We start from the raw sequence: 19,450 nt of genomic DNA, 5'->3' as shown, positions 1-19,450 counted from the left end.
AATAATACGACCTTTTTAGCCCTAATCAGCGCCATGAAACGGATTACCGCTGAAAATTTCTGTTGGACCAAGCCGGATTTTACGAGAATTTTAACGCAAATTTCCGATGATAATTCACTGACTTCCAACCCATGCTACCCATGCGGCCATGCCGGAAATTTTGCCGGAAATTCATCAAAAACGGAACGACCGGGTTAGCGTTGGGTGGCATATTACCCGGTTTTCGTCTAAAAAGTGACGCTCAGCGCTCGCGGGGAGGGCGTCAATTCGTGGAGACGGTGACAACAAAAACCAGTAACTCCTTCTTATGCAGATCCTTATAACGGGCGGGGCCGGTTTTCTGGGCCAGCGACTCGCGCAGGCGCTCCTGAGCAGCGACCTCGCCTTTGACGAGTTGCTGCTGGTCGACCGGATTCAGCCTTCCCTTCCGGGCAACGACAGCCGGGTGCGTTGCCAGCCGATCGATTTAACGGAAACCGGTGCCGCAAAGCGAATCATTTCCGAAAAAACCGGGATCGTTTTCCACCTGGCAGCGGTGGTGAGCAGCCAGGCCGAACGGGAGTTCGATCTGGGCTGGGCCGTCAACCTCGACCTGACCCGGCAACTGCTGGAAACCTGTCGCCAGCAAAAACCGGGCATCCGGTTTGTATTTGCCAGCGGTTTTGCCGTGTTCGGAGGCCATCGGGCCGCCGTTATCGATGATGCGACGGTCGTTACGCCCCAATCTTCCTACGGCACCCAGAAAGCCATCGTGGAGTTACTGGTTAATGATTATACCCGGAAAAATTTTGTGGATGGAAGGGTGCTGCGCCTGCCCACCATCTGCGTCCGGCCCGGTCGGCCCAACCAGGCCGCTTCGTCGTTTGTCAGCAGCATTATTCGGGAACCCCTCAACGGCGAACCGGCGGTTTGCCCGGTCTCACCCGACCTGACGGTCCTGGTGTCCAGCCCGGATACCATCATTCGAAACCTGCTGCAAGGGGCCCGGCTAGACGGTACGGCATTCGGCAACTGGCGCACCGTCAACCTGCCCGGCATCGGCGTCACCATTCGGCAGATGCTCGATTCCCTGGAACGGCTGACCGGCCCGGAAACCGTGGCCCGCATCGCGTTCCAGCCCGACCCGACGATCAACGCCATTGTCAGCAGCTGGCCCCAGGCCGTCGACAACACCCGGGCGCTGCGGCTCGGCTTTGCGGTAGATTCGCATTTCGACGACTTCATCCGGCAATTCCTCGCCCGGCCCCAGGTGTAGGACCAAGTGATTTATGGATCTATGCCTTTAATCAGCCAAACGAGCGGTTTTTTAACCCTCCGAGTAGCGTTGAATCACGTCCTCGATTAATCTCCGCGTTTGCTCAGCGGCAAGTCCATACTGGCGCCTGAGGGCTTTCCTGATCGCATCGGACAGCAAATGGATGGCTTCCAGGTGCTTTTGCTGCGTCTCGTGGGACTGAATGGAAACGCTGATGACTTCATCGTACGACAGAAAATTGTTGGTGGTTCTTTCCTCCACACGGGTCGATGTATCCGGAAAGGCCGCGTGCCGGAGCCGGACGATGCTGATGAATTCGTTGCGAAAACCGGGATTGGCGTAAATCTCGTCGACCAGCCGCTGGTGGGTGGTTAGAATCTCCTGCCCGGTTTCGTCGTCGGCTAAATCCCGGTACCACCAGTGCGTGGCGTTGCCCTTTTCCCGCGCATAGGTTCGTTGATACGCGATTTTGAACAAATGCAGCCACAATCGATACCCACTTTCCAACTCGCTTTCCGGTAGCAAGACAACCCGGTTGCTTCGCAGCTTTTCGGTTTCCAGCTGCTTGCAGGCAGCCTCGGACGCATCCAAACCGCTGTGGGCAATGGCCTGCGCCACGTCGGAATCAACGGGTTGCATACTGAAAACCAACATCGACAGGTCGAATAACCGGCTTCTCTTTTCATCTACCGAAAGAGCCTTAAAGCGTTTTCGTAACTCCTCCTCCGAACGAACGTCCTGCCCAAATTGAATGATCGCGATCTCATCTTCCAAACTTCCCATACTCTACGTCATTTTCGATCCATCAGCCTCAATGATAGACTTGCGCCAAACCGGCTCACCCAATATCGGATAAAACAATGATTTTTTAGCAAAAAACCTATTTGTTTTTCTTGTAAAAGATCCAGTATACTTGCCCGCTGTCCGGAAAATAAAACCGGCAGACTAACCGCGCCAGCGGCCAGCGGTTTTGGGACCAGATCTTGTCGCGCGGTAACACCATCGCGTACGGCAATTTCAGCGAACCCGATCCGGCTAGTGCGCCCAGGCCGAAAAAGCAAAGCGCGGGCCGAGTTGTCGGAATCGTATTATGAAAAATAGGCCATTACTACCTGTTGTGGGCTAGCAATGGCCTATTTCCGTTTTCAATATCCCCCGCATACCGGGAAAACCTATTGGCAATTGGTATAATCAAGAGCTACCTGTTTGATATCGAAGGGCGTCGTACTGCCTTTGTATTTTCCTTCCAGCACCGAACAGTCTTTGAGATAGTCGAGCACACTGCGTTTGGCATTGAAAAAAGACGACTTCACCCCTTTGCTATCCCCCCATTTCAGGACTACGAATTCGTTGGCACTGGGTAACACGGACCGAAAAACCGTGACCTTCGGCGACTGATACTCAGCACGGAGCAAGTACCAGATGGCGCCATCGGCAAAGCCAACGGTGCCAAACTTCCGTATCTGATAATCCGTTCCGTCACTTCCTTTGAGGGATTTCACCACCGAACTCCGCACTACCAGCGGTTTTGCATTCCCCGGTTGGTCGGCGGTCGGGACCTGAATAAGCAAATCTTCCGCGCCCAGAACCATCATCCCCGATCCTTTTGACTCCTCCGAATTAAGCTTCGGCTCCGGTCTTTTAATTCGAATCACGCCCTCATACGTCCCCGCATTTTTACCTTCCAGCACAATCGTTCCCGGTATCGACAGGTACGTATTGATCGTTTGGATCTCACTCATTGTCAAAACCTTATCCGACACCGGTTTGATTTCATTCTCGGGTCTGGCCCGCACGATCTTCAGCAGTAATTCCAGGTCGTCGCTGTTTCGGGTATTCACCAAGCCGAACATGGATTTTACATTCTTGTCAATTGGCTTGTAGGCCGCGATGTAGGTTTCGGCTTTTTCAAAGTCCCCTTTTAGCAGGCTAACCAGCGACAGGTTTTGCAAAGCCGCCCGTTTCACCTCATCGACGTCCCCTTCTCCCTGGTAGTTGGCTAATTTTTCCCAGAAGGGAAGATAAGGTTCACTGGCTGCCAGAAAGTTAGCAACGCCTTCCTTCCGCAGAACGGTTTTTAGCTGGCTAACCTGCTCTTCTACATTTTTCAACTCCGATTTTTTCTTGACGTCTTCGAGGTACGCCAGTTTCGAGGTCAACTCGGGGGTATGTCCGTAAATTTCGTAAACAAACGGGCGCAACGATGCGCTGATGGCTTCCTGGGTAGCAATCCGGGTCCGGGTTTTCGGATCTTTCCGGTCATACCCACTCCCCCACTCGCTCTCGGCCGGAATACTGAGTTGCGGAAAACTGGCGGAGCGATCATAAAGCAATGTGCCGAATTTATCATAAACCCGGGTGTATAAGGCAACATCGGCCGTCAGTCCGCTCGCCTTTGGTGGAGTCATCATCATCGAAGACGAGGGCAACCCAGCGGCCTTGACCCATTTAAAGCGCTGGATGACAGACACCACGTGAAAATCACCCGTGGAATCCACCTGCGAAAATTTCCCAAACCGGACCTGCATGGGCGACTGGAAAACGGCCCGCATCTTTTCTACTTCATCCGAAGCCAGAAACGAATCTTTGATGCGCTCCGTCACAGTCGCCCGTACGTCGAAGGAAATACTTTGCTGGAGCGATGGGTAAACCGCCGGAACGGGGACGGTAAAGGACACATCATCGTAATTAACTTTCTGGGCTTTAAGGGTACCCATGGAACAGAGTGCCAGGCAGGCTACGAAAAATTTATTCATTGTTACGGCAGAAAAGAGATAAAGTATACTGAGTAATTTTCCCAACAAAACAACGGGAATTACTCATATCAACAAAACAGTTTCAGAAATTTTCCAGCCTTTTATTCAGAGCGACCCGGCTTCATTTGATTTACATTTTAGCGGACGGCTCCGTACTTTTAGGGCTTCATTCCGATTCCCGAAACCCGCATGACCCCACGACCTCTGAAAATCACCAACGCCCGGATTGTAACCCCGTACCGTCTGATTCCCCGCGGCACGGTTTTACTCACCGGCGATACGATCACCGAAATCAGCGAACGCGACCTCGACGTCCCCGATGCCGAAGAAATCGACGCAGGGGGGCGGTATGTGGCTCCCGGTTTTATCGACATCCATATCCACGGCGGAGGGGGGCATGATTTCATGGACGGTTCGGAAGCGGCTTTTCTGGCCATTGCGGAAACCCACGCGCGCTACGGCACCACAGCCCTGATGCCGACAACGCTGACCAGCACCAAAGAACACCTGCTGAAAACGCTGGATCTGTACGCATCCGCCGACCGGCACAATACGAAAGGGGCCCGGTTTCTGGGCATGCACCTGGAAGGTCCCTATTTTGCGATGAGCCAACGGGGTGCCCAGGACCCCCGCTATATCCGCGACCCCGATCCGGCAGAATACCGCGAAATTCTGGCGCATTCGCCGGTCGTAAAACGCTGGAGCGCGGCCCCGGAGCTGAAGGGCGCCATCGCATTCGGGCGGTATTTGCGTTCGAAAGGTGTTCTGGCGGCCGTGGCGCATACCGATGCCATTTACGAAGAGGTGCTGGAAGCGTTTGAAAACGGGTATAGCCTGGCTACGCACTTTTACAGCGCCATGTCGGGCGTGACCCGGCGCAATGCGTTCCGGTACGCGGGCGTCATCGAAAGTGCCTACCTGATTGACGAAATGGACGTGGAAATCATCGCCGACGGTGTTCACCTGCCCGCGCCCCTGCTCAAACTCATTTACAAAATCAAAGGCCCCGACCGAACCGCGCTCATTACCGACGCCATGCGCGCTGCGGGGATGCCGCCCGGCGAAAGCATTCTGGGCAGCCTGACCGACGGCCTGCGCGTCATTGTGGAAGACGACGTGGCCAAACTCCCCGACCGCAGTTCGTTTGCGGGCAGCGTGGCCACCGCCGACCGACTGGTTCGCAACATGATTACGCTGGCGGGGGTCCCCCTGCCGGAAGCCGTGCGCATGATCACCAGCACGCCCGCCCGGATGCTGGGCGTCCAGGACCGGAAAGGATCGCTGCTTGCCGGCAAAGACGCTGACCTCGTTATTTTCGACGAAAACATCCGGATTTACCGGACCATCATCGGTGGAAACGTCGTTTACGAAAGCCACTAGAATTCACAACAGCGGCTTTTCAGACTTCCTGCTCTTTAGTGTTGCCGGACAACGGGAAACTGGGAAATGCGTAGGTTGGTACAGCCGTACGGAATCAGGGTAATTTCTTCTTCCGGGCCGGTTTCCAGATTATACGTAATGCTGTACGGAATCGGGCCGGTCATTTCGTTGTATAACCCCCAGGACGGGATGCGTCGGGCTTTGGTTTTGATCTGAATCGGAGCCTTTTCGGGATTCCAGGGAAAAGTCGAAACCGGGCCTTTCTTCTCCACCGTATACTTTTCTTCGAGCCTGGCATCCGGCACCTGAATCAGCCCGTAATTCCAGGGCGTGGTCGGACGAAGTTCGACGTACGTAGCCCCGTATTCAATCGGATCTTTCTCATTCTGCACGACTTTACTTTCCTCACCCATTTTCAGGGCGTACACAATCGGGCCGCGTTCCACCGACATTGAATTCTCGAACCAGGTGTTTTTGTAAAGGTGCATTGGTAACTCCAGGTCCACCACGTCGCCGGTTTTCCATTCCCGACTGATCGTCACGATCTGATTCCCATCCACTTCCTGCCAGACCTTCCCGTTGATTTTTACCGTCGCTTTCTTGCACCAGGCCGGCACGCGCAGGTGGAACGGAAACGCGACGATTTTTCCGGTGGTCAGGGTAAATTTGACGGTTTCTTCAAACGGATAACTGGTTTCTTCCCGGAAGGACACCTCCGTTCCGTTGCCCACCACCAGCCGGACTTCGCTGGGTGCGTAGAGCAGGGCAGCAACGCCTTGATCAGCGGTCGAATACCAGAGGTTTTGTGTGAATTTCGGCCAACCCTGGTGCATGTTCGAGGTGCAGCACGGATAACCGGACAGCAACCCAAAACAAAGATCCGTGCCGCTATGGTTGACGTCGAAATTGCGCGTCAGCCGGGTGGCCATCACCTGATTCGCCTGCTGGAAATACTGGCGGGTCATGAAATCGTCCGACACCTGGGCGGGCAGCGCATTGAAGGCAATCTTTTCGATATGATCGGCAAAACTCACTTTCCCGGTAATTTCGAGCATGCTTTCCAGCGAAAACAGCATCTCCACCGCCGAACAGAGTTCCGAACCCTGCGTCGGGTTGTTACCGTGCAGAGCTTCGTCACCGCCGTATAAACCGTGCGCCATGCCGTTAAATTTCCGGATATCGGCGAAGCCCTTCTCGACAGCATCGAGGTATTTCTGCTCAGGATGGTGCTGGAAATAGATCACCGGTGCCTTGATGCCCTGCGCCAGATTGACACAGTGAATGCTCCCGGCCCGCGACAGCATATCGGTATTCAGAAAACCGTTCGTGTAGTCGAAGGTCTGTTTGTGAATCAGGTCGCCCAGGTCGAGCAGAAATGGGTCGCCGGTGATGTTGTACAGCCAGTACACCACCATCAGGTTATCACCCCCGCGATACCGCGCCCAGAACGTCCAGTGGTCCAACGGTTTCTGCGGCAATTCCTTCAACTGGTATTTGAAATAATTGGTCATCAGGGTGATGACGCGCTTGTCGCCGGTCGCCGAATAATACTGTTTCAGGATTTTCAGCATGACCATTTTGGGCCACCAGTCGCGGCTGTTGTTGCGCTGAATACCGCGCTCGGGGCCGTAATCCGTCGAAGGGCCAAAATAGCCGTCGGGCTGCTGGCTCCTGATGGCCCATTCCACCCACGGCTTCACCTTGGCAACCAAGTCATTATCATTCAGAAGGTACGCCAGCGGCAACAACCCATCGATCCAGTACGGCCCCCGCTCCCACTGATCGCCATCGCCCCCCAGCCAGCCGTTGCGCTGATTCATGACCTGCGGATACAACTCGTCCAGGTGGCCGGTTGCGCCGGTTTTCTGCCGCAGCAGCATTTCCCGGAGCCAGCCCTGTGGCTTGATCGCCCCGAGCGGCAATTCCTGGTACGTACTGGAACGCAACGGAGACCGGGCCGCCCTATAGCGGGCCACGGGGGCTTTTTTCTCCTGGGCCATTACCGCCATCGTCAGGCCGAGCAAGAGCAGCAAAAAGCAACTTTTTCTTTTCATGGCAATCCTCTTTGTGCCTATTGACGTCGCTGATCGGGAGTTGAAATCCCGATCCACACTGTTTCGGATTTTAAATCCGAATGACCGTCGTATCCTTTAGCGAGGCTCTGTCCTGCTTCTGGGGTGCGGATTGTAAATCCACGACCGTGTAAATCAGGATTTGAAATCCTGATTAGCAGGTTGTAAAGTAAGCGACGCAGCGTTTTCTACTCCCCTGACAAAGCTCTGCCCCGCTGCCCTTTCCCTGCTTTTCAGCCTGCCAGACAGTCGCTCACACCCAGTTCCCTATTGCCCCAGCGGGCTTTTCCCTAAATCCTTGGACGTCGCAACGGCAATGACCCGGCCTTTCTCGCCCACGGCGTTGTAGAAATGATAGACGACGCCCTTCCACTTGATTACCCAGGGCTTGTGGGCGTAGGTTTTGTCGTACGGTTCGGAAGGAGCAATCAGGTCCTCCCCCTGCCAGTCGGTCCAGTTGACGAGGTCATACGAACAGGCAAACCGCTCGAAAGCCCCGGGTTTCCAGAACGCGCCGAAGTAAAACATAACGTACAAATCGCCCATTTTCGCGATCTGCGCATCCCCGCAAATCCCGGTTTTTCGGGTAATCAACGGCTCCTGTCCGAACCGTTTCCAGTGGGTCAGGTCGCTGGAAACCGCCATCGCGATGTTTTCGAAGCCATTGCCTTTGGCATCCGGTTGTTCGCCCTTGGCGTTGTAATACATCACAAACGGATACCCGGTTTTCTTCGCCTGATCCCGGATCACCAGGCTTTTGTAAATCGTTTTGTTATCGTACCAGCGCGCATCCGGATCAACCGCCGACAATACGGGTTGCGGCAACCGCGCCACTTCGACCGGTTGGCTCAGGTCCTTCGCCGACGCCATACCGATGCCCAGTCGCCCCGCTTCGTAGCCTTTTTCCGACCCGCCCAGGTACGACAGCCAGAACCGGTTCCGAAACGTTTCCACCTCGTACGAACCACCCCATTCCGTATCGACCAGCGCGACGTAGCCCGCCTTCTGCGTGGCATCCCAGGTGTGGTCAGTAAACGACATCAGTTTTCCCTGCGTGGTCCAGTGCAACAGATCGGCACTTTTTGCCAGCCAGGTTTCGTAGCCCTTGCCGTCGAAAATGATGTAGGTCATGTACCAGCTGCCCCCTTTTCGAAAAACCGTAGGGCTATCAACCATCCGGCCCGCGTCGGGCTGCGGCACCACGATTCCGTACTTGTACGGCGTTTTGATTTCCTCAAAAACCGCCCGCATTTTCGCGTCGGAAACCGGGGCCGCCGGTGGCCCCGACTGGGCAAAAGCCTTGGCGATACCCCAAAAAACGAAAACACTGGTAATTAAAAACTTCATCCTGATTCCTTACGTGACCATTGAAAAGCATCCCTGGCGCAAATTACGATTATTTGTACGCCGGATGCGGCACCGGGGCGGATTCGGCGGAACGGCAACCCGAATTCTTACCGTCTGTTGCCGATAAAAAACCGGGCACCGGCAACAACCCGGGAAGAGTTGTCACCGATACCCGGCGAACGTTCAAACATTGACGAAGTGTAAGGCGGTTTATGAACGGTCGTTCCTTTCCGGCAGCAGGCCGTCGAAGTGTGGCTCCGGAAGCCAGACCATTCCGTTGTCTTCTTTTAGTGGCCGTTAAAAAAGGTCAGGCTGGCGGTTGTTTGCCAGCCCGACTTCGCATAGGTCAGGTATTAATCGAGGTATTTGCTGTACGTCGCTTTATAGCCAAACAGCAGGGCCACCGGAGTCAGCAGCGAAAAAAGCACTTTCTGCACTGCCGGACCCGGTTTGGTCAGTCGAAACACCCGCGAAAACCGCTTGATCAGCAGCGAAAGCTGCAAAACCGACGGAATTCCGCTGGCGTCGGTTTTACCGTCATTGGCCAGCCCGGTCGTTGTTTCCAGTAAATATTCGGTGTCCATCGCCGGGCTAACCCGCCAGTTGACCACGGTCGGCTGATCGGTCGGATTCCACATCGAATGCACTGCGTTCCGGGGAATATGAAACCGGTCGCCCATCCGGAAGATCTGTACCCGCCCAGCGATTCGCACCGCCAACCGCCCGGACAACACCTGAAACTCCTCCACCTGATGCGGGTGATAATGTTCCGCCGGTTCCTGCGAACGGGCGCGGAACGTGGCTTCCATTTCCAGCAGTTCTCCGCCCGTATCGTCGGCGGTTTGAATAAACCGGATCACCTGCCCGGTTTTGGCATTCGAAATGATCTTGTTCGTATACGCCATGGATAGTGTTCAATTACGGTTCATAGGATTCGAGGTTACAACCGACTGATTCCGGCCCGAACGCCGGGCTGGCCGGGCCGTGGGCTGACGTTATGAGCCCGGGTTTTCACGGACTTGCCGATTGTAGGGACCGAAGCGCCGGTTGGCACGAAGGGGAGACGTAATCGTTGCGAATTCATGCGTTGTTGTTTACGGTTTCAAAACTAGCGTAGAGACCAGCGAACCGAAACCACGATTATGCGAACCGTTATTAGAATCATTTGATCTGCCCGAGAACCGGTTTGAAAGCGGGAGGAGGGCGGCCCGCCAACGCCAGCCCTTCCGCGACCACATGCCAAAAGCTGCACTTCACCCGGTTTTTGGGCCGTTTCAGAAAAAAGCACTCGGCAGAACGGGTTCAAAGCCCTAGTTTTAAGCTTATCAAGGGAACTACGCGTGGCACCATGAAGCTCTTTACAAGCAACCTGTTCGAACAGAAAACCGGCATTCCGTGTCCATCCGGGCAAATCTGGCGATACATCATTCTGTTCTGGATCATTCAGGCCGGCATCACCCTCATCGAATTTTCCATGACCCGCTGGATCAGGCCGTACCCAATGCTGTATTCCGGCTGGGTGCAGTGGGGCTTGCACTGGGTGCTCTGGATGCTGCTGACGCCCCTGCTTTTTTACATGGCCCAGCGGGTTCCGCTCAACCTCAGGCGGAGCTGGTGGCAGGTTGTCGGCTCCTTTCTGGTGCACCTGCTGGCCTTTTCGGTCCTGACATTCCTGGTGCGGCTCGTCGAATTTCTGGTTATTCAACCCTTGTATGGTTGGGAAACCGGCAAGAATCTGGCCTGGGACAACCTGTTCAAGTGGGTGGTGGACGAATACAGTCTGGGCACCACGCTCTATTTGCTGGTGATCGGTCTGTACAACATTTTTCTGTTTGCCAACCGCTACCAGCGACTCGAAAAACAACACCTGGCAACGGAATTGACCAATTCGCAATTGAAAGCCCAACTGACCGACGCCCAGCTTCAGGCCCTGAAGATGCAGCTCAATCCGCATTTTCTGTTCAATACGCACCACGCCATCGTGAGCCTGATGCTACAGCACGAAAACCGCAAAGCCATCGACATGGTGACGGCGTTGAGCGACCTGCTGCGGGGCGTTCTGGCCCATCAGCACGATAATTTTGTTACCCTCCGGCAGGAACTGAACCTGACCCAGCAATACCTGACGATCCAGCAAATCCGGTTTCAGGACCGGTTGCAGATCGAATACGACATCGACCCCCACGCGGAAGAATGCCTGGTGCCCCAACTGATCCTGCAGCCGCTGGTCGAAAACGCTGTCACCCACGGCATCGCCGACCTGACCGACAGGGCCCGCATCCGGATTTCGGCCCGGCGAACCGACGACCGTTTGCGGCTCGAGGTATTCGACAACGGGCTGGGGAATCAAGCCAAAAAGAAACGATCGCCCGGTAACGGGCTGGGACTGAGCAACACCCGCTCCCGGCTCGAACAAGCCTACGGCGATCAGGCCCGGCTGACGTTCGAGCAGCCCCCGGGCAATGGCACCACGGTGGCGCTGACGCTGCCGCCGGTTTTTTCACTCACAACGGAATACTATGACGACCTACCGCTCGCTCATCATTGACGATGAACTTCTGGCCCGGCAGGCCATCCGCACGCTGTTAAAAACCGCCCCCGCTTTCGAGGTGATCGACGAAGCGGCCAACGGAACGGAAGCGGTTCTGAAGATTCTTCAACACCGCCCCGACCTGGTTTTTCTGGACATTCAGATGCCCGAACGCGATGGCTTTGAGGTCATGAAAGCCATCTGGGGCTACCACCAGCCCATCGTGGTGTTCACGACGGCCTACGACCAGTACGCCTTGCAGGCTTTCGAGGTCAACGCCATCGATTACCTCTTGAAACCCTTCAACGAAATCCGGTTTTTTCAGGCCCTGAACCGCGTTCAGGAGCGACTGGACCAGCGCGCCCAGCCGCAGGTCGATGCGTTGATGGGGCAGTTGCTCCAGGAAGAAACCGCCCCGGCCGATGGCTCCTACCTGCGCCGGATTCTGGTCAAGGAAACCGGAAAAATGTGCCTGGTCGATACGAATGCGATCCTGTATTTCGACGCCGATGGCAACTACATTACCCTCCATACCGAGGGCAAAAATTACCTGATTTACGAGAGCCTGACGAATCTGGAAACCCGGCTTAACCCCGACACGTTTGTGCGCATTCACCGCTCGCATATCGTCAACCTGGATTACGTAACCGAAATCGAAATGCATTTCAACGGCGAATACATGGTCCGGCTCCGCAACGGCCAGCAATTGAAATGGAGCCGGAGTTACCGCGATAACCTGAAAGCGTTTTACAGCCGGGTTACGTAAAACCGGCTCTTTTTCAGCCCATTCTCCAATCACTTAAAAGACCAGCCTCCTGGCTGGTCTTTTGGTTTTTACGCGATACAATCTGCGCAGTTTAGTCCATATGAAACACGCGTTCGAGCGGTATCGCCACCGGGGAGTTATCCGGGTTCGTCTCCATGATATCAGCCATATACGCCCACCAGCGCTTCATTACGGGCAGTGCCGGCAGTTGGTCGGCAGTATGGTTTTCGGTCCGTTTCTGCACGCCGAACAGCAGCCCGCTTGATCGGTCCAGAAAGATGGAATACTCCCGCACGCCCGCGTCGGATAACGCCTGTGCCAATTCCGGCCAGATTTCGTCGTGACGGCGCTGGTATTCCGCTTCAAAACCGGGTTTAAGTTTCAGGGTAAAAGCAATTTCCTGCATGTTATCAGATCATTGAAAGGGATAAACTCAATTCACACCGTTCCCCTCCGTCAACCCCATTGGGGCACGGTCAATACCGCGCTTTCAGCAGCTTCATCATGAACACATTGACGTCCCACTGGCTCGTGACCGGCATCTGGGTGTACGGCAATACCGGCATGTAGGTTGCGGGGCCAAACTCGGTTGTGATCGTGAGCCCGGTTGCGCTGGTCCGGTGCTTCTCGACCACCTGATCCCACCAGGCCAGGTGTGCACTGAGCGTTTCGGCCCATTCCGGGGCGCGGGGGTCGTTGACCTGCGGCCCCTCGGGATGCCCCACCCGGCTGTGAATGTGATCGGTATGGGCAATGGCCAACTGGACGGCTTCAGCCTGGTTTTCGAGCAGCGATTCGTGCACATTGCACCAGTGCGAAATATCGAGCGTCAGCCGGACCTGGGGCAGTTTTTGCAGGTAATCGCGGGTAATATGAGCCGCAAAAAACGCTTTGCCGCGGTGGGTTTCGTGAACGATTTTTACGCCGGTTTCCGCCGAAATCCGAGCCGCCAGGTCGAAAAGGTGTTTGTTCTGCCCGAAGGTGTAAAAGTCCTTCCCGGTCTGGCAATTAATGAACCGGGGCTTCGCAGCCGCCAGGTGGCGCAGGTATTTTTCGTAGCTGCGGGCGTGCTCGTCCAGATCGGTTTCGAGCGACTGCCAGTATTGCCCGATCAGTTCCAGATCGTATTTCGCCAGCGTGTCCAGAACGGCCGATTTCTCCGCTTCATCGAATGGCAAGGCCATTTCCACCCCGTCGTAACCAGCCGCTTTGACCTGCTGGCAGAACGAGTCAAACGGTAATGTATTTCCCCAGGCCGGGGCGTAAAATCGGATCGTCATTCGGCTAGATCAGTGAAATGCAGCAAGAGGGTAAAAACGCGTTTGGGAGATGCGTCAAATAGACAAAGACGCCTGGGTCGTAAATCTCATGGCAAAACCCGCCTGGTGGCTTCATCTTTTCACCAAAAAATCGGCGGTTTCCGAAATACCGGCTTCCTCTTCCGCCAGCAGATCACCCGTGTAAGGGTCGATGAGCGTGTAGCTGCTTTCGTGAATATCCTTATACGGTTTGTTGGTCGCCAGGTTGTAGGCCGTAATGATCGACCAGCGCGGTTTGTCGGACAAGTTAGCCGCCGACGCGTGCAGCGTATTGCAATGGAAAAAGGCCGTGTCACCCGGTTCCATTTCGAGGTATTCCAGCGGCATGATTTTCAGCGCTTCATTCACCTTCTCCGCATCCGCCCCAATCTGTTCGCCCGTAAAACCGTGTTCGACGCGCCCCATCCGGTGCGATCCTTTGATCATCTGCAGACAGCCATTTTCGCGGGTTGCGGGCGTGAGCGCCGTGAGCGCCGAGAGCATGTCGGGAAACAGAAAACCGTTGTTCTTGTACCAGTAGCCGTAGTCCTGGTGCCATTCCCAGGCCCCGCCCGTTCGCGGTTCTTTCTGCATCAGTTTGGAATGATAATGAGCCGCCGGACCGCCCAGCAGCTGTTCTACGGCGTTCACGATGCGCGCCGAGCGGGCCAATTTGCTGTACACGCTGTCGTCCAGCGTATACCAGAGCGCCAGCCGGGTTTTCAATCCCGACGCATCGACCCGGTCGTAGGTTTTGCGGCTCAGCACTTCGTCGCCCACGGCAACGGCATACAATCGTTCGACTTCCGCTTTGGAAAACAGGTTCCGCACAACGACGTAGCCGTCGCGCTGGTAGGTTTGCAGGTGTTCGCTGGTAAAAGGCATGGGGTGTCGGGTAAAGAATAAAAAAACAAGAGAGAAGAGAACTGCCAGGGTCAGCGTTTCGCCAGCCGGGCTTTGTATTGCTGCCAGACCGCCATCGTATTCCGTAAATTCGTCGGTTTGTCGCCCTTCATGGCGTAACATTGCACCCCAATCGGGCCGCGAAACTTCAGGTCCTGAACCGCAAACCGCACGAGTTCGTACGTATCAAAACTGCCGGTTCCCAACGGCAGGATATACTGGTTCCAGATGCCGGTCGGGCCGTTGTCCAGGGTCGCAGCGTCCACGTTATTCGCTCCGGAAATGGTGATCATTTTCAGGTGCGGTTTCAGGGTCGTCAGCAGCCCTTTCCAGTCTGCCCGTTCCGCTTTTGGGGTGGTGGCCAGCCAGTGACACAGGTTGAACGTCAGCCCCACATTGGGCCGGTCGATTTGCCGGACCAGTTGCCGGGCGTGGTCAACCCGTTCGACGTAGAACGCAACGTGCGGATAAATGGCGATTTGCAGGTTCGCGGCTTTCGCCCAGTCGGCCAGTTGCGTCAGGTAACGCACCACGATGGAATCGGCCCGGGCCGAGGGGGCCGTAAACCGTTTTTTATCGCTGACAAGGTAGGGCGCCAGAACGGTTTTCGAACCTTTCAAGGCCCGGATGTCGGGCTCGATGCGGGGGTCCAGCGGGGCATCAAGGTCGATTTTGATGTAGAAGTATGAGCCCGTAAAACCGTGTTTATCCAGGGCGGTTTTCATGCCGTCGAACGAATCGAGCTGGTTGATTTCGACGCCGTCGTAGCCCAGGCTTTTGATGAAGGCCACCTGCTGATCGAAGGTTTTGTAGGTTGAATCGCCCCGGATGGCGTTGTGCAACACGAAGAAATGGTTCGAAATACCCTGCGCCAAACCGGCGATACTCCCCAGCAGCAGGGCGAACAAAACTGTTATTTTTCTCATGATCGTTGTCGGTTCCCCTTACATTGCCCATTCTTTCCGCGCCAGCGGGGCCGCCAGCAGCGCATTGGCGGCATTGTTGCCCACAAACAATTCTTTTTCCGGGTTCCACCGCAGCTTTTCGCCGATCTGACAGGCAATCAGCCCGATCTGCGAAATCGAGATCGTCCGGTGGCCAACCTCAATCGGTTCAAGCGTTTTGCGACCGGTTTTGACAGCTTCCACAAAATCCACCTTGTCCCAGAGCGTTTTTGACAAATCCAGTTCGTTGCCCGACGGTTTTGAGGTAAGCATGGCCGGATTGCTGGCGCTGATGACGCCCGGATAATTATCGACCAGAATCCAGCCTTCCGAACCGATGTATTTGATACTCGGTGTGCTGGTGGGCGTCTGCTGGCAGGTCATCTCCACGCCGTTGGCGTAGCGGTACGTCACGCTGAAATTGATCATCGAATTCCACAGGCTTTTCGGAAACTCGCCCTTGCCTTCCACTTCCACCGGTCCCGAATATTCGCTGTTGTTGGCCCACTGCGCCACGTCAAAGTAATGAGCCCCCCAGTTGGCAATCATGCCCTGCGCGTAGGTATCGACCCGCATCCAGTTGGGGCGTTTCTGCACATCAAACGGCGTATGCACCCGCATCTCCGTGTACGGCACGAACGGCATCGGTCCCAGCCAGAGGTCGTAGTCGAGCTCTTTCGGCACCGGCATGTCGGCCTGCGGGGGCACCGGCGTCGGGTCCGACGGAAACGAAATTTCGATTTTCTGCAAGTTCCCGATGCGCCCGTTTCGCACCAGTTCCACGGCCTGATTCTGCGGACGGACGGAGCGAAATTCGCTATCGGTCCGGTTGACGACCGGTACGCCGGAGCGGCCGTATTTTTTCAACGCATCGACCAGCGCCCTCCCCTGCTGCACGCTCATGCTGAGCGGTTTTTCGCAGCTGATGGCTTTTTTGGCCTGGGCCGCCAGAATCCCCATCGGTACGTGCCAGTAATCCGGCGTCGAAATCATCACCGCGTCGATGTCCTGACGGGCGATAACCTCCCGAAAATCGCGGTGGGTCGAGCACCCTTTGTACGCTCCGCCGGGCGCGTTCCGGGCGTAATGGGCCTCCACGGTTTTTTGTGCTTTGGCCATCCGCCAGCTATCCACGTCGGAAACCGCCACCACCTGCACATCGGGCAGATCGAGCAGACCCGGAATCCGGACGCCGAGCGCTTTCAGGTCCGACCCCTGCAAATTCTGGCCGTAGCCCTGCCGACCGGTTCCGATCAGCCCGACCGTGACGCGATTCGACGGTGCCTGCGGGCCGAACACCGAAGCCGGGACGATGGTCGGAAAGCCAAGAGTTGACAGGGCGGTGGCCGCTTTGGCCGTGTTCTGGAGAAAATGACGGCGGTTCATGAAAAGGCTCAGGGTTTAGTACAGCAAAAATCCACTATTTTCTTTCATTATTCTACCAGAAGATTTGCCATTTTTATCACGTAATTTGCAGATTATTACTTTTTAGGACTATTTCCTGCAAATAACCACGTTTCCCAACCGATGCGCCCCGACCGACTGCTTGTTCCGCAACAACCGAACCGCTCATTCGATCTGCGGCACGAACGGCTTCCGTTTTTCACGAATCCCTGGCACTTTCACCCCGAGATTGAGCTGAACTACGTCGTGAGCAGCACGGGCATGCGGTTTATCGGACACAGCATCGAGCGGTTTTCGGACGGAGAAATTGTGCTGCTGGGGTCGAACCTGCCGCATTACTGGAAAAACGATGCGGTTTATACCGAGCAGGAACAGGATCGGGCGGAAGCCATCGTGGTACGGTTTGCACCCCATTTTACCGGTGAAACGTTCTGGGAACTGCCCGAAACCAAGGCCATTCAGCGGTTGTTCGGGCGGGCAGGCGGGGGGCTGAAACTGCTCGAACCCCTGCGCAGCGACATCGCCCGCCAGCTAACCGCCTTATTGAAAAAGGAGGGATTACACCAGCTCACGGCCCTCCTGCACCTACTGGATCAGGTAGCCCACTCCGAAGCGGTCGTCACCATTTCGCCGGGGTACGTTCCGAGCCACCAGCTCACGCGCCAGAGCGAGCGGCTCAGCCGGGTTGTCGGCCACCTGATGCAGCAGGTCGCAGCTCCCGTTTCCCTGCCCGAAATTGCCGAACTCGCCAGCATGAATCCGGCGGCTTTCTGCCGGTATTTCAAATCCCAGATGGGGCAAACTCTTACCCAGTTTGTCACCGACCTGCGCATCCGGTACGCCTGCGACCTGCTCAGCCGCACCGACGAAAGCATTTCGCTCGTCAGCGAGCAGGCCGGTTTCGAAAATGTTTCCTATTTTGTGCAGGCCTTTCGAAAAAGGCAAGGCGTTACACCCGCCCGGTTTCGGCACCAACTCCGCCGGGCGTAAAAAGCGGTTTTAAATCGTATGATTTCCAGTCTGAGTTCCAACAAACAGGCTAATCATTCGGTTATAGCAACGCTTAGACCAATATTATATGCCTGTATCTCCTACGGATCGTTTTGGGAATGCTCCTCTTTTTGATCAGATCGTTGCCAACAGCCAAACCGGTGTGGCCGTGTTTGATGCGGTCTATGATGCTACCGGACAGTTCACGGATTTCCGGTTTTCCTACGTCAATCCGGCGGGCGCTGCGGTTTTAGGGCAAACCCCGGAAGCCCTCCTTGGTCGAAGCTTTCTGGGGTATTTTTCCCAGGCCAAAAGCAGCGGATGGCTGGATTTGTACCGAACGGTGCTGATGACCGGCCAGACGCAGCGGGTTCCCGAAGTGCCATACCAGGCCGATGGAATCGATGGCTGGTTCGATTTACTAATCAGTAGATACGAACATTCGTTGGTGGTTACGTATACCGATATTACCGCTTACAAACGCACCCAGCTGGCCCTCGAAGCGCAGGCCCTCCAGCTGCGAGCGACGCTCGATGCCTCAATCAGCAGTATTTTTTACATGACAGCCATCCGCAACGAGGAAGCAAAAATCATTGATTTTCTGATGGTTATGTCCAACAAGGCGGTTTTGCGGAGTAACAACATGACGCCCGACCAGGTGGAAGGGCGGCAATTGTTAAAAGTGTTCCCGGGCAATGCCGACAACGGTTTTTTCGACCTCTACGTGCGGGTTACGGAAACCGGTCAGCCGGAAAGCAGCATTGCTTATTACCGCGATGACGTGGGGCTGGAAGGCTGGTTTGAGGTTTCGGCGGTCAAACAGGGCGATGGCATTGTGGTCACGTTCATGAACATTACCGATCAGAAGAAAACCGAAAACGAATTGCAGCAAAAAAACGAAGCCCTGCTGCGGTCCAACCAGAGTCTGCAATCGTTCGCGTATGTTGCCAGCCATGATTTGCAGGCTCCGCTGCGCAAAATTCAGTCTTTTGGCGATATACTGGCCAACCAGTACGGCCTCAGCCTGGACCCGGATGCGAAAGACATTCTCCGGCGGCTGAACCTGGCCACCCAGCGCATGTCGAATCTGATTCGCGACCTGCTCATGTATTCCCGAATCAACACCCAGCCCCACGAATTAACGGCCGTTCCGCTGGGCAAAGTGCTCGCAGACGTGCTCAGTGACCTCGACCCGGTTATTCAGGAAACGAAAGCCACGGTCCGCATCGAACCCATGCCAATCATCACCGGCGACGCGGTTGAACTGGGGCAACTGTTTCAGAACCTGCTCAGTAACGCGCTCAAATTTCGTCGCCCGAATATACAACCGGTCATTACGATCACCTGCCAGGCAATGGCTCGCGAGGAGTTGCCTGTGCAGATCCAGCTTCCGGGCACAATGAAAGCCACCCGGTTTTTCCGGATCGATGTGGCCGATAATGGGATCGGTTTTGACCCGAAAAATACCGAGCGGATCTTCCAGATGTTTCAGCGATTGCACACCAAGAACGAATACGAAGGCACGGGCATCGGGCTTGCCATTTGCCAGAAAGTAGCCGAAAATCACGGGGGAGCCATTACCGCCCTGGGCCAGCCGGGACTGGGCGCTGCGTTTCAGGTGTATTTCCCGGCTTAGTGGCTCCCTTAGAATTTAAGGTATGGGTCAGTAGTAAAAGGGAGGTACCTGCTTTTAGTGCTGCGGGTACGCAAAAATCGCCGGATGGCGAGGGATCCGTACAAGGAATACCGTTCACTTACCATCTCTATTAAGCAAGCCCGGACCCGTTCCGGGCTTTTTTGCTGGT

The 19,450-nt window shown here is 55.4% G+C and carries 16 protein-coding genes; 6 read left to right on the top strand and 10 right to left on the bottom strand.

Translation table 11 applies throughout. The features are described from left to right. The first annotated feature begins 307 nt into the window (after positions 1–307). Positions 308–1,255, top strand: coding sequence for a D-erythronate dehydrogenase (gene denD, locus ACFPMF_RS13590; RefSeq protein ID WP_379845735.1), 948 nt, complete (start codon positions 308–310; stop codon positions 1,253–1,255). Positions 1,256–1,306: 51 nt separating this feature from the next. Here denD and ACFPMF_RS13585 read toward each other — a convergent pair whose 3' ends face one another. Both ACFPMF_RS13585 and ACFPMF_RS13580 read right to left on the bottom strand, forming a co-directional pair. After that, on the bottom strand, positions 1,307–2,038 hold the full coding sequence (locus tag ACFPMF_RS13585) for a DUF5958 family protein (RefSeq protein ID WP_379845732.1): 732 nt from the start codon (positions 2,036–2,038) through the stop codon (positions 1,307–1,309). Between the two features lie 389 nt (positions 2,039–2,427). Continuing rightward, positions 2,428–4,011: a hypothetical protein gene (locus tag ACFPMF_RS13580; RefSeq protein WP_379845730.1), complete on the bottom strand. Its 1,584-nt coding sequence runs from the start codon at positions 4,009–4,011 to the stop codon at positions 2,428–2,430. 189 nt (positions 4,012–4,200) lie between these two features. On the opposite strand from ACFPMF_RS13580, the gene nagA reads away from it, so the two are divergent. Continuing rightward, positions 4,201–5,391: an N-acetylglucosamine-6-phosphate deacetylase gene (gene nagA, locus ACFPMF_RS13575; protein ID WP_379845728.1), complete on the top strand. Its 1,191-nt coding sequence runs from the start codon at positions 4,201–4,203 to the stop codon at positions 5,389–5,391. A gap of 35 nt (positions 5,392–5,426) precedes the next feature. Here the strand turns inward: nagA and ACFPMF_RS13570 are convergent, their stop codons facing one another. The 3 genes from ACFPMF_RS13570 to ACFPMF_RS13560 form a co-directional block, all read right to left on the bottom strand. After that, positions 5,427–7,445, bottom strand: a complete 2,019-nt coding sequence (locus tag ACFPMF_RS13570; protein ID WP_379845726.1) for a beta-L-arabinofuranosidase domain-containing protein — start codon at positions 7,443–7,445, stop codon at positions 5,427–5,429. A 285-nt stretch (positions 7,446–7,730) separates the two neighbouring features. Continuing rightward, positions 7,731–8,810 (bottom strand): glycoside hydrolase family protein, encoded by a 1,080-nt coding sequence (locus ACFPMF_RS13565; RefSeq protein ID WP_379845724.1) that lies wholly within the window; start codon positions 8,808–8,810, stop codon positions 7,731–7,733. 353 nt (positions 8,811–9,163) lie between these two features. After that, positions 9,164–9,715, bottom strand: a complete 552-nt coding sequence (locus ACFPMF_RS13560) for a cupin domain-containing protein (protein ID WP_379845722.1) — start codon at positions 9,713–9,715, stop codon at positions 9,164–9,166. Between the two features lie 443 nt (positions 9,716–10,158). Here ACFPMF_RS13560 and ACFPMF_RS13555 point away from each other — a divergent pair, with 443 nt between their 5' ends. Further along, positions 10,159–11,358 (top strand): sensor histidine kinase, encoded by a 1,200-nt coding sequence (locus ACFPMF_RS13555; RefSeq protein WP_379845720.1) that lies wholly within the window; start codon positions 10,159–10,161, stop codon positions 11,356–11,358. Further along, positions 11,330–12,106 (top strand): LytR/AlgR family response regulator transcription factor, encoded by a 777-nt coding sequence (locus tag ACFPMF_RS13550; RefSeq protein ID WP_379845717.1) that lies wholly within the window; start codon positions 11,330–11,332, stop codon positions 12,104–12,106. The genes ACFPMF_RS13555 and ACFPMF_RS13550 overlap by 29 nt, the downstream gene beginning before the upstream one ends. 91 nt (positions 12,107–12,197) lie before the next feature. Here ACFPMF_RS13550 and rhaM read toward each other — a convergent pair whose 3' ends face one another. The 5 genes from rhaM to ACFPMF_RS13525 all read right to left on the bottom strand — a co-directional run bounded on the left by rhaM (position 12,198) and on the right by ACFPMF_RS13525 (position 16,637). Next, positions 12,198–12,512, bottom strand: coding sequence for an L-rhamnose mutarotase (gene rhaM, locus ACFPMF_RS13545; RefSeq protein WP_379845715.1), 315 nt, complete (start codon positions 12,510–12,512; stop codon positions 12,198–12,200). A gap of 70 nt (positions 12,513–12,582) precedes the next feature. Beyond that, the gene (locus ACFPMF_RS13540) at positions 12,583–13,386 is read right to left on the bottom strand and encodes a sugar phosphate isomerase/epimerase family protein (protein WP_379845713.1); all 804 of its coding nucleotides are present in this window, start codon (positions 13,384–13,386) and stop codon (positions 12,583–12,585) included. A gap of 111 nt (positions 13,387–13,497) precedes the next feature. Next, positions 13,498–14,289, bottom strand: a complete 792-nt coding sequence (locus tag ACFPMF_RS13535; protein ID WP_379845711.1) for a phytanoyl-CoA dioxygenase family protein — start codon at positions 14,287–14,289, stop codon at positions 13,498–13,500. Positions 14,290–14,339: 50 nt separating this feature from the next. Next, positions 14,340–15,233, bottom strand: coding sequence for a sugar phosphate isomerase/epimerase family protein (locus ACFPMF_RS13530; RefSeq protein WP_379845708.1), 894 nt, complete (start codon positions 15,231–15,233; stop codon positions 14,340–14,342). A gap of 18 nt (positions 15,234–15,251) precedes the next feature. After that, positions 15,252–16,637: a Gfo/Idh/MocA family protein gene (locus ACFPMF_RS13525; RefSeq protein ID WP_379845706.1), complete on the bottom strand. Its 1,386-nt coding sequence runs from the start codon at positions 16,635–16,637 to the stop codon at positions 15,252–15,254. A 141-nt stretch (positions 16,638–16,778) separates the two neighbouring features. Here ACFPMF_RS13525 and ACFPMF_RS13520 point away from each other — a divergent pair, with 141 nt between their 5' ends. Further along, positions 16,779–17,645 (top strand): helix-turn-helix domain-containing protein, encoded by an 867-nt coding sequence (locus ACFPMF_RS13520; protein ID WP_379845704.1) that lies wholly within the window; start codon positions 16,779–16,781, stop codon positions 17,643–17,645. Between the two features lie 88 nt (positions 17,646–17,733). Further along, entirely contained in the window at positions 17,734–19,281 is a 1,548-nt protein-coding gene (locus ACFPMF_RS13515) for a sensor histidine kinase (RefSeq protein WP_379845702.1), read from the top strand. Positions 19,282–19,450: the final 169 nt, after the last annotated feature.

It is taken from the genome of Larkinella bovis (genome assembly GCF_042655385.1).
Classification (GTDB): domain Bacteria; phylum Bacteroidota; class Bacteroidia; order Cytophagales; family Spirosomataceae; genus Larkinella; species Larkinella bovis.
Note: the sequence above shows the minus strand (reverse complement) of the source record. Positions and strands in the feature narration are given on the sequence as shown.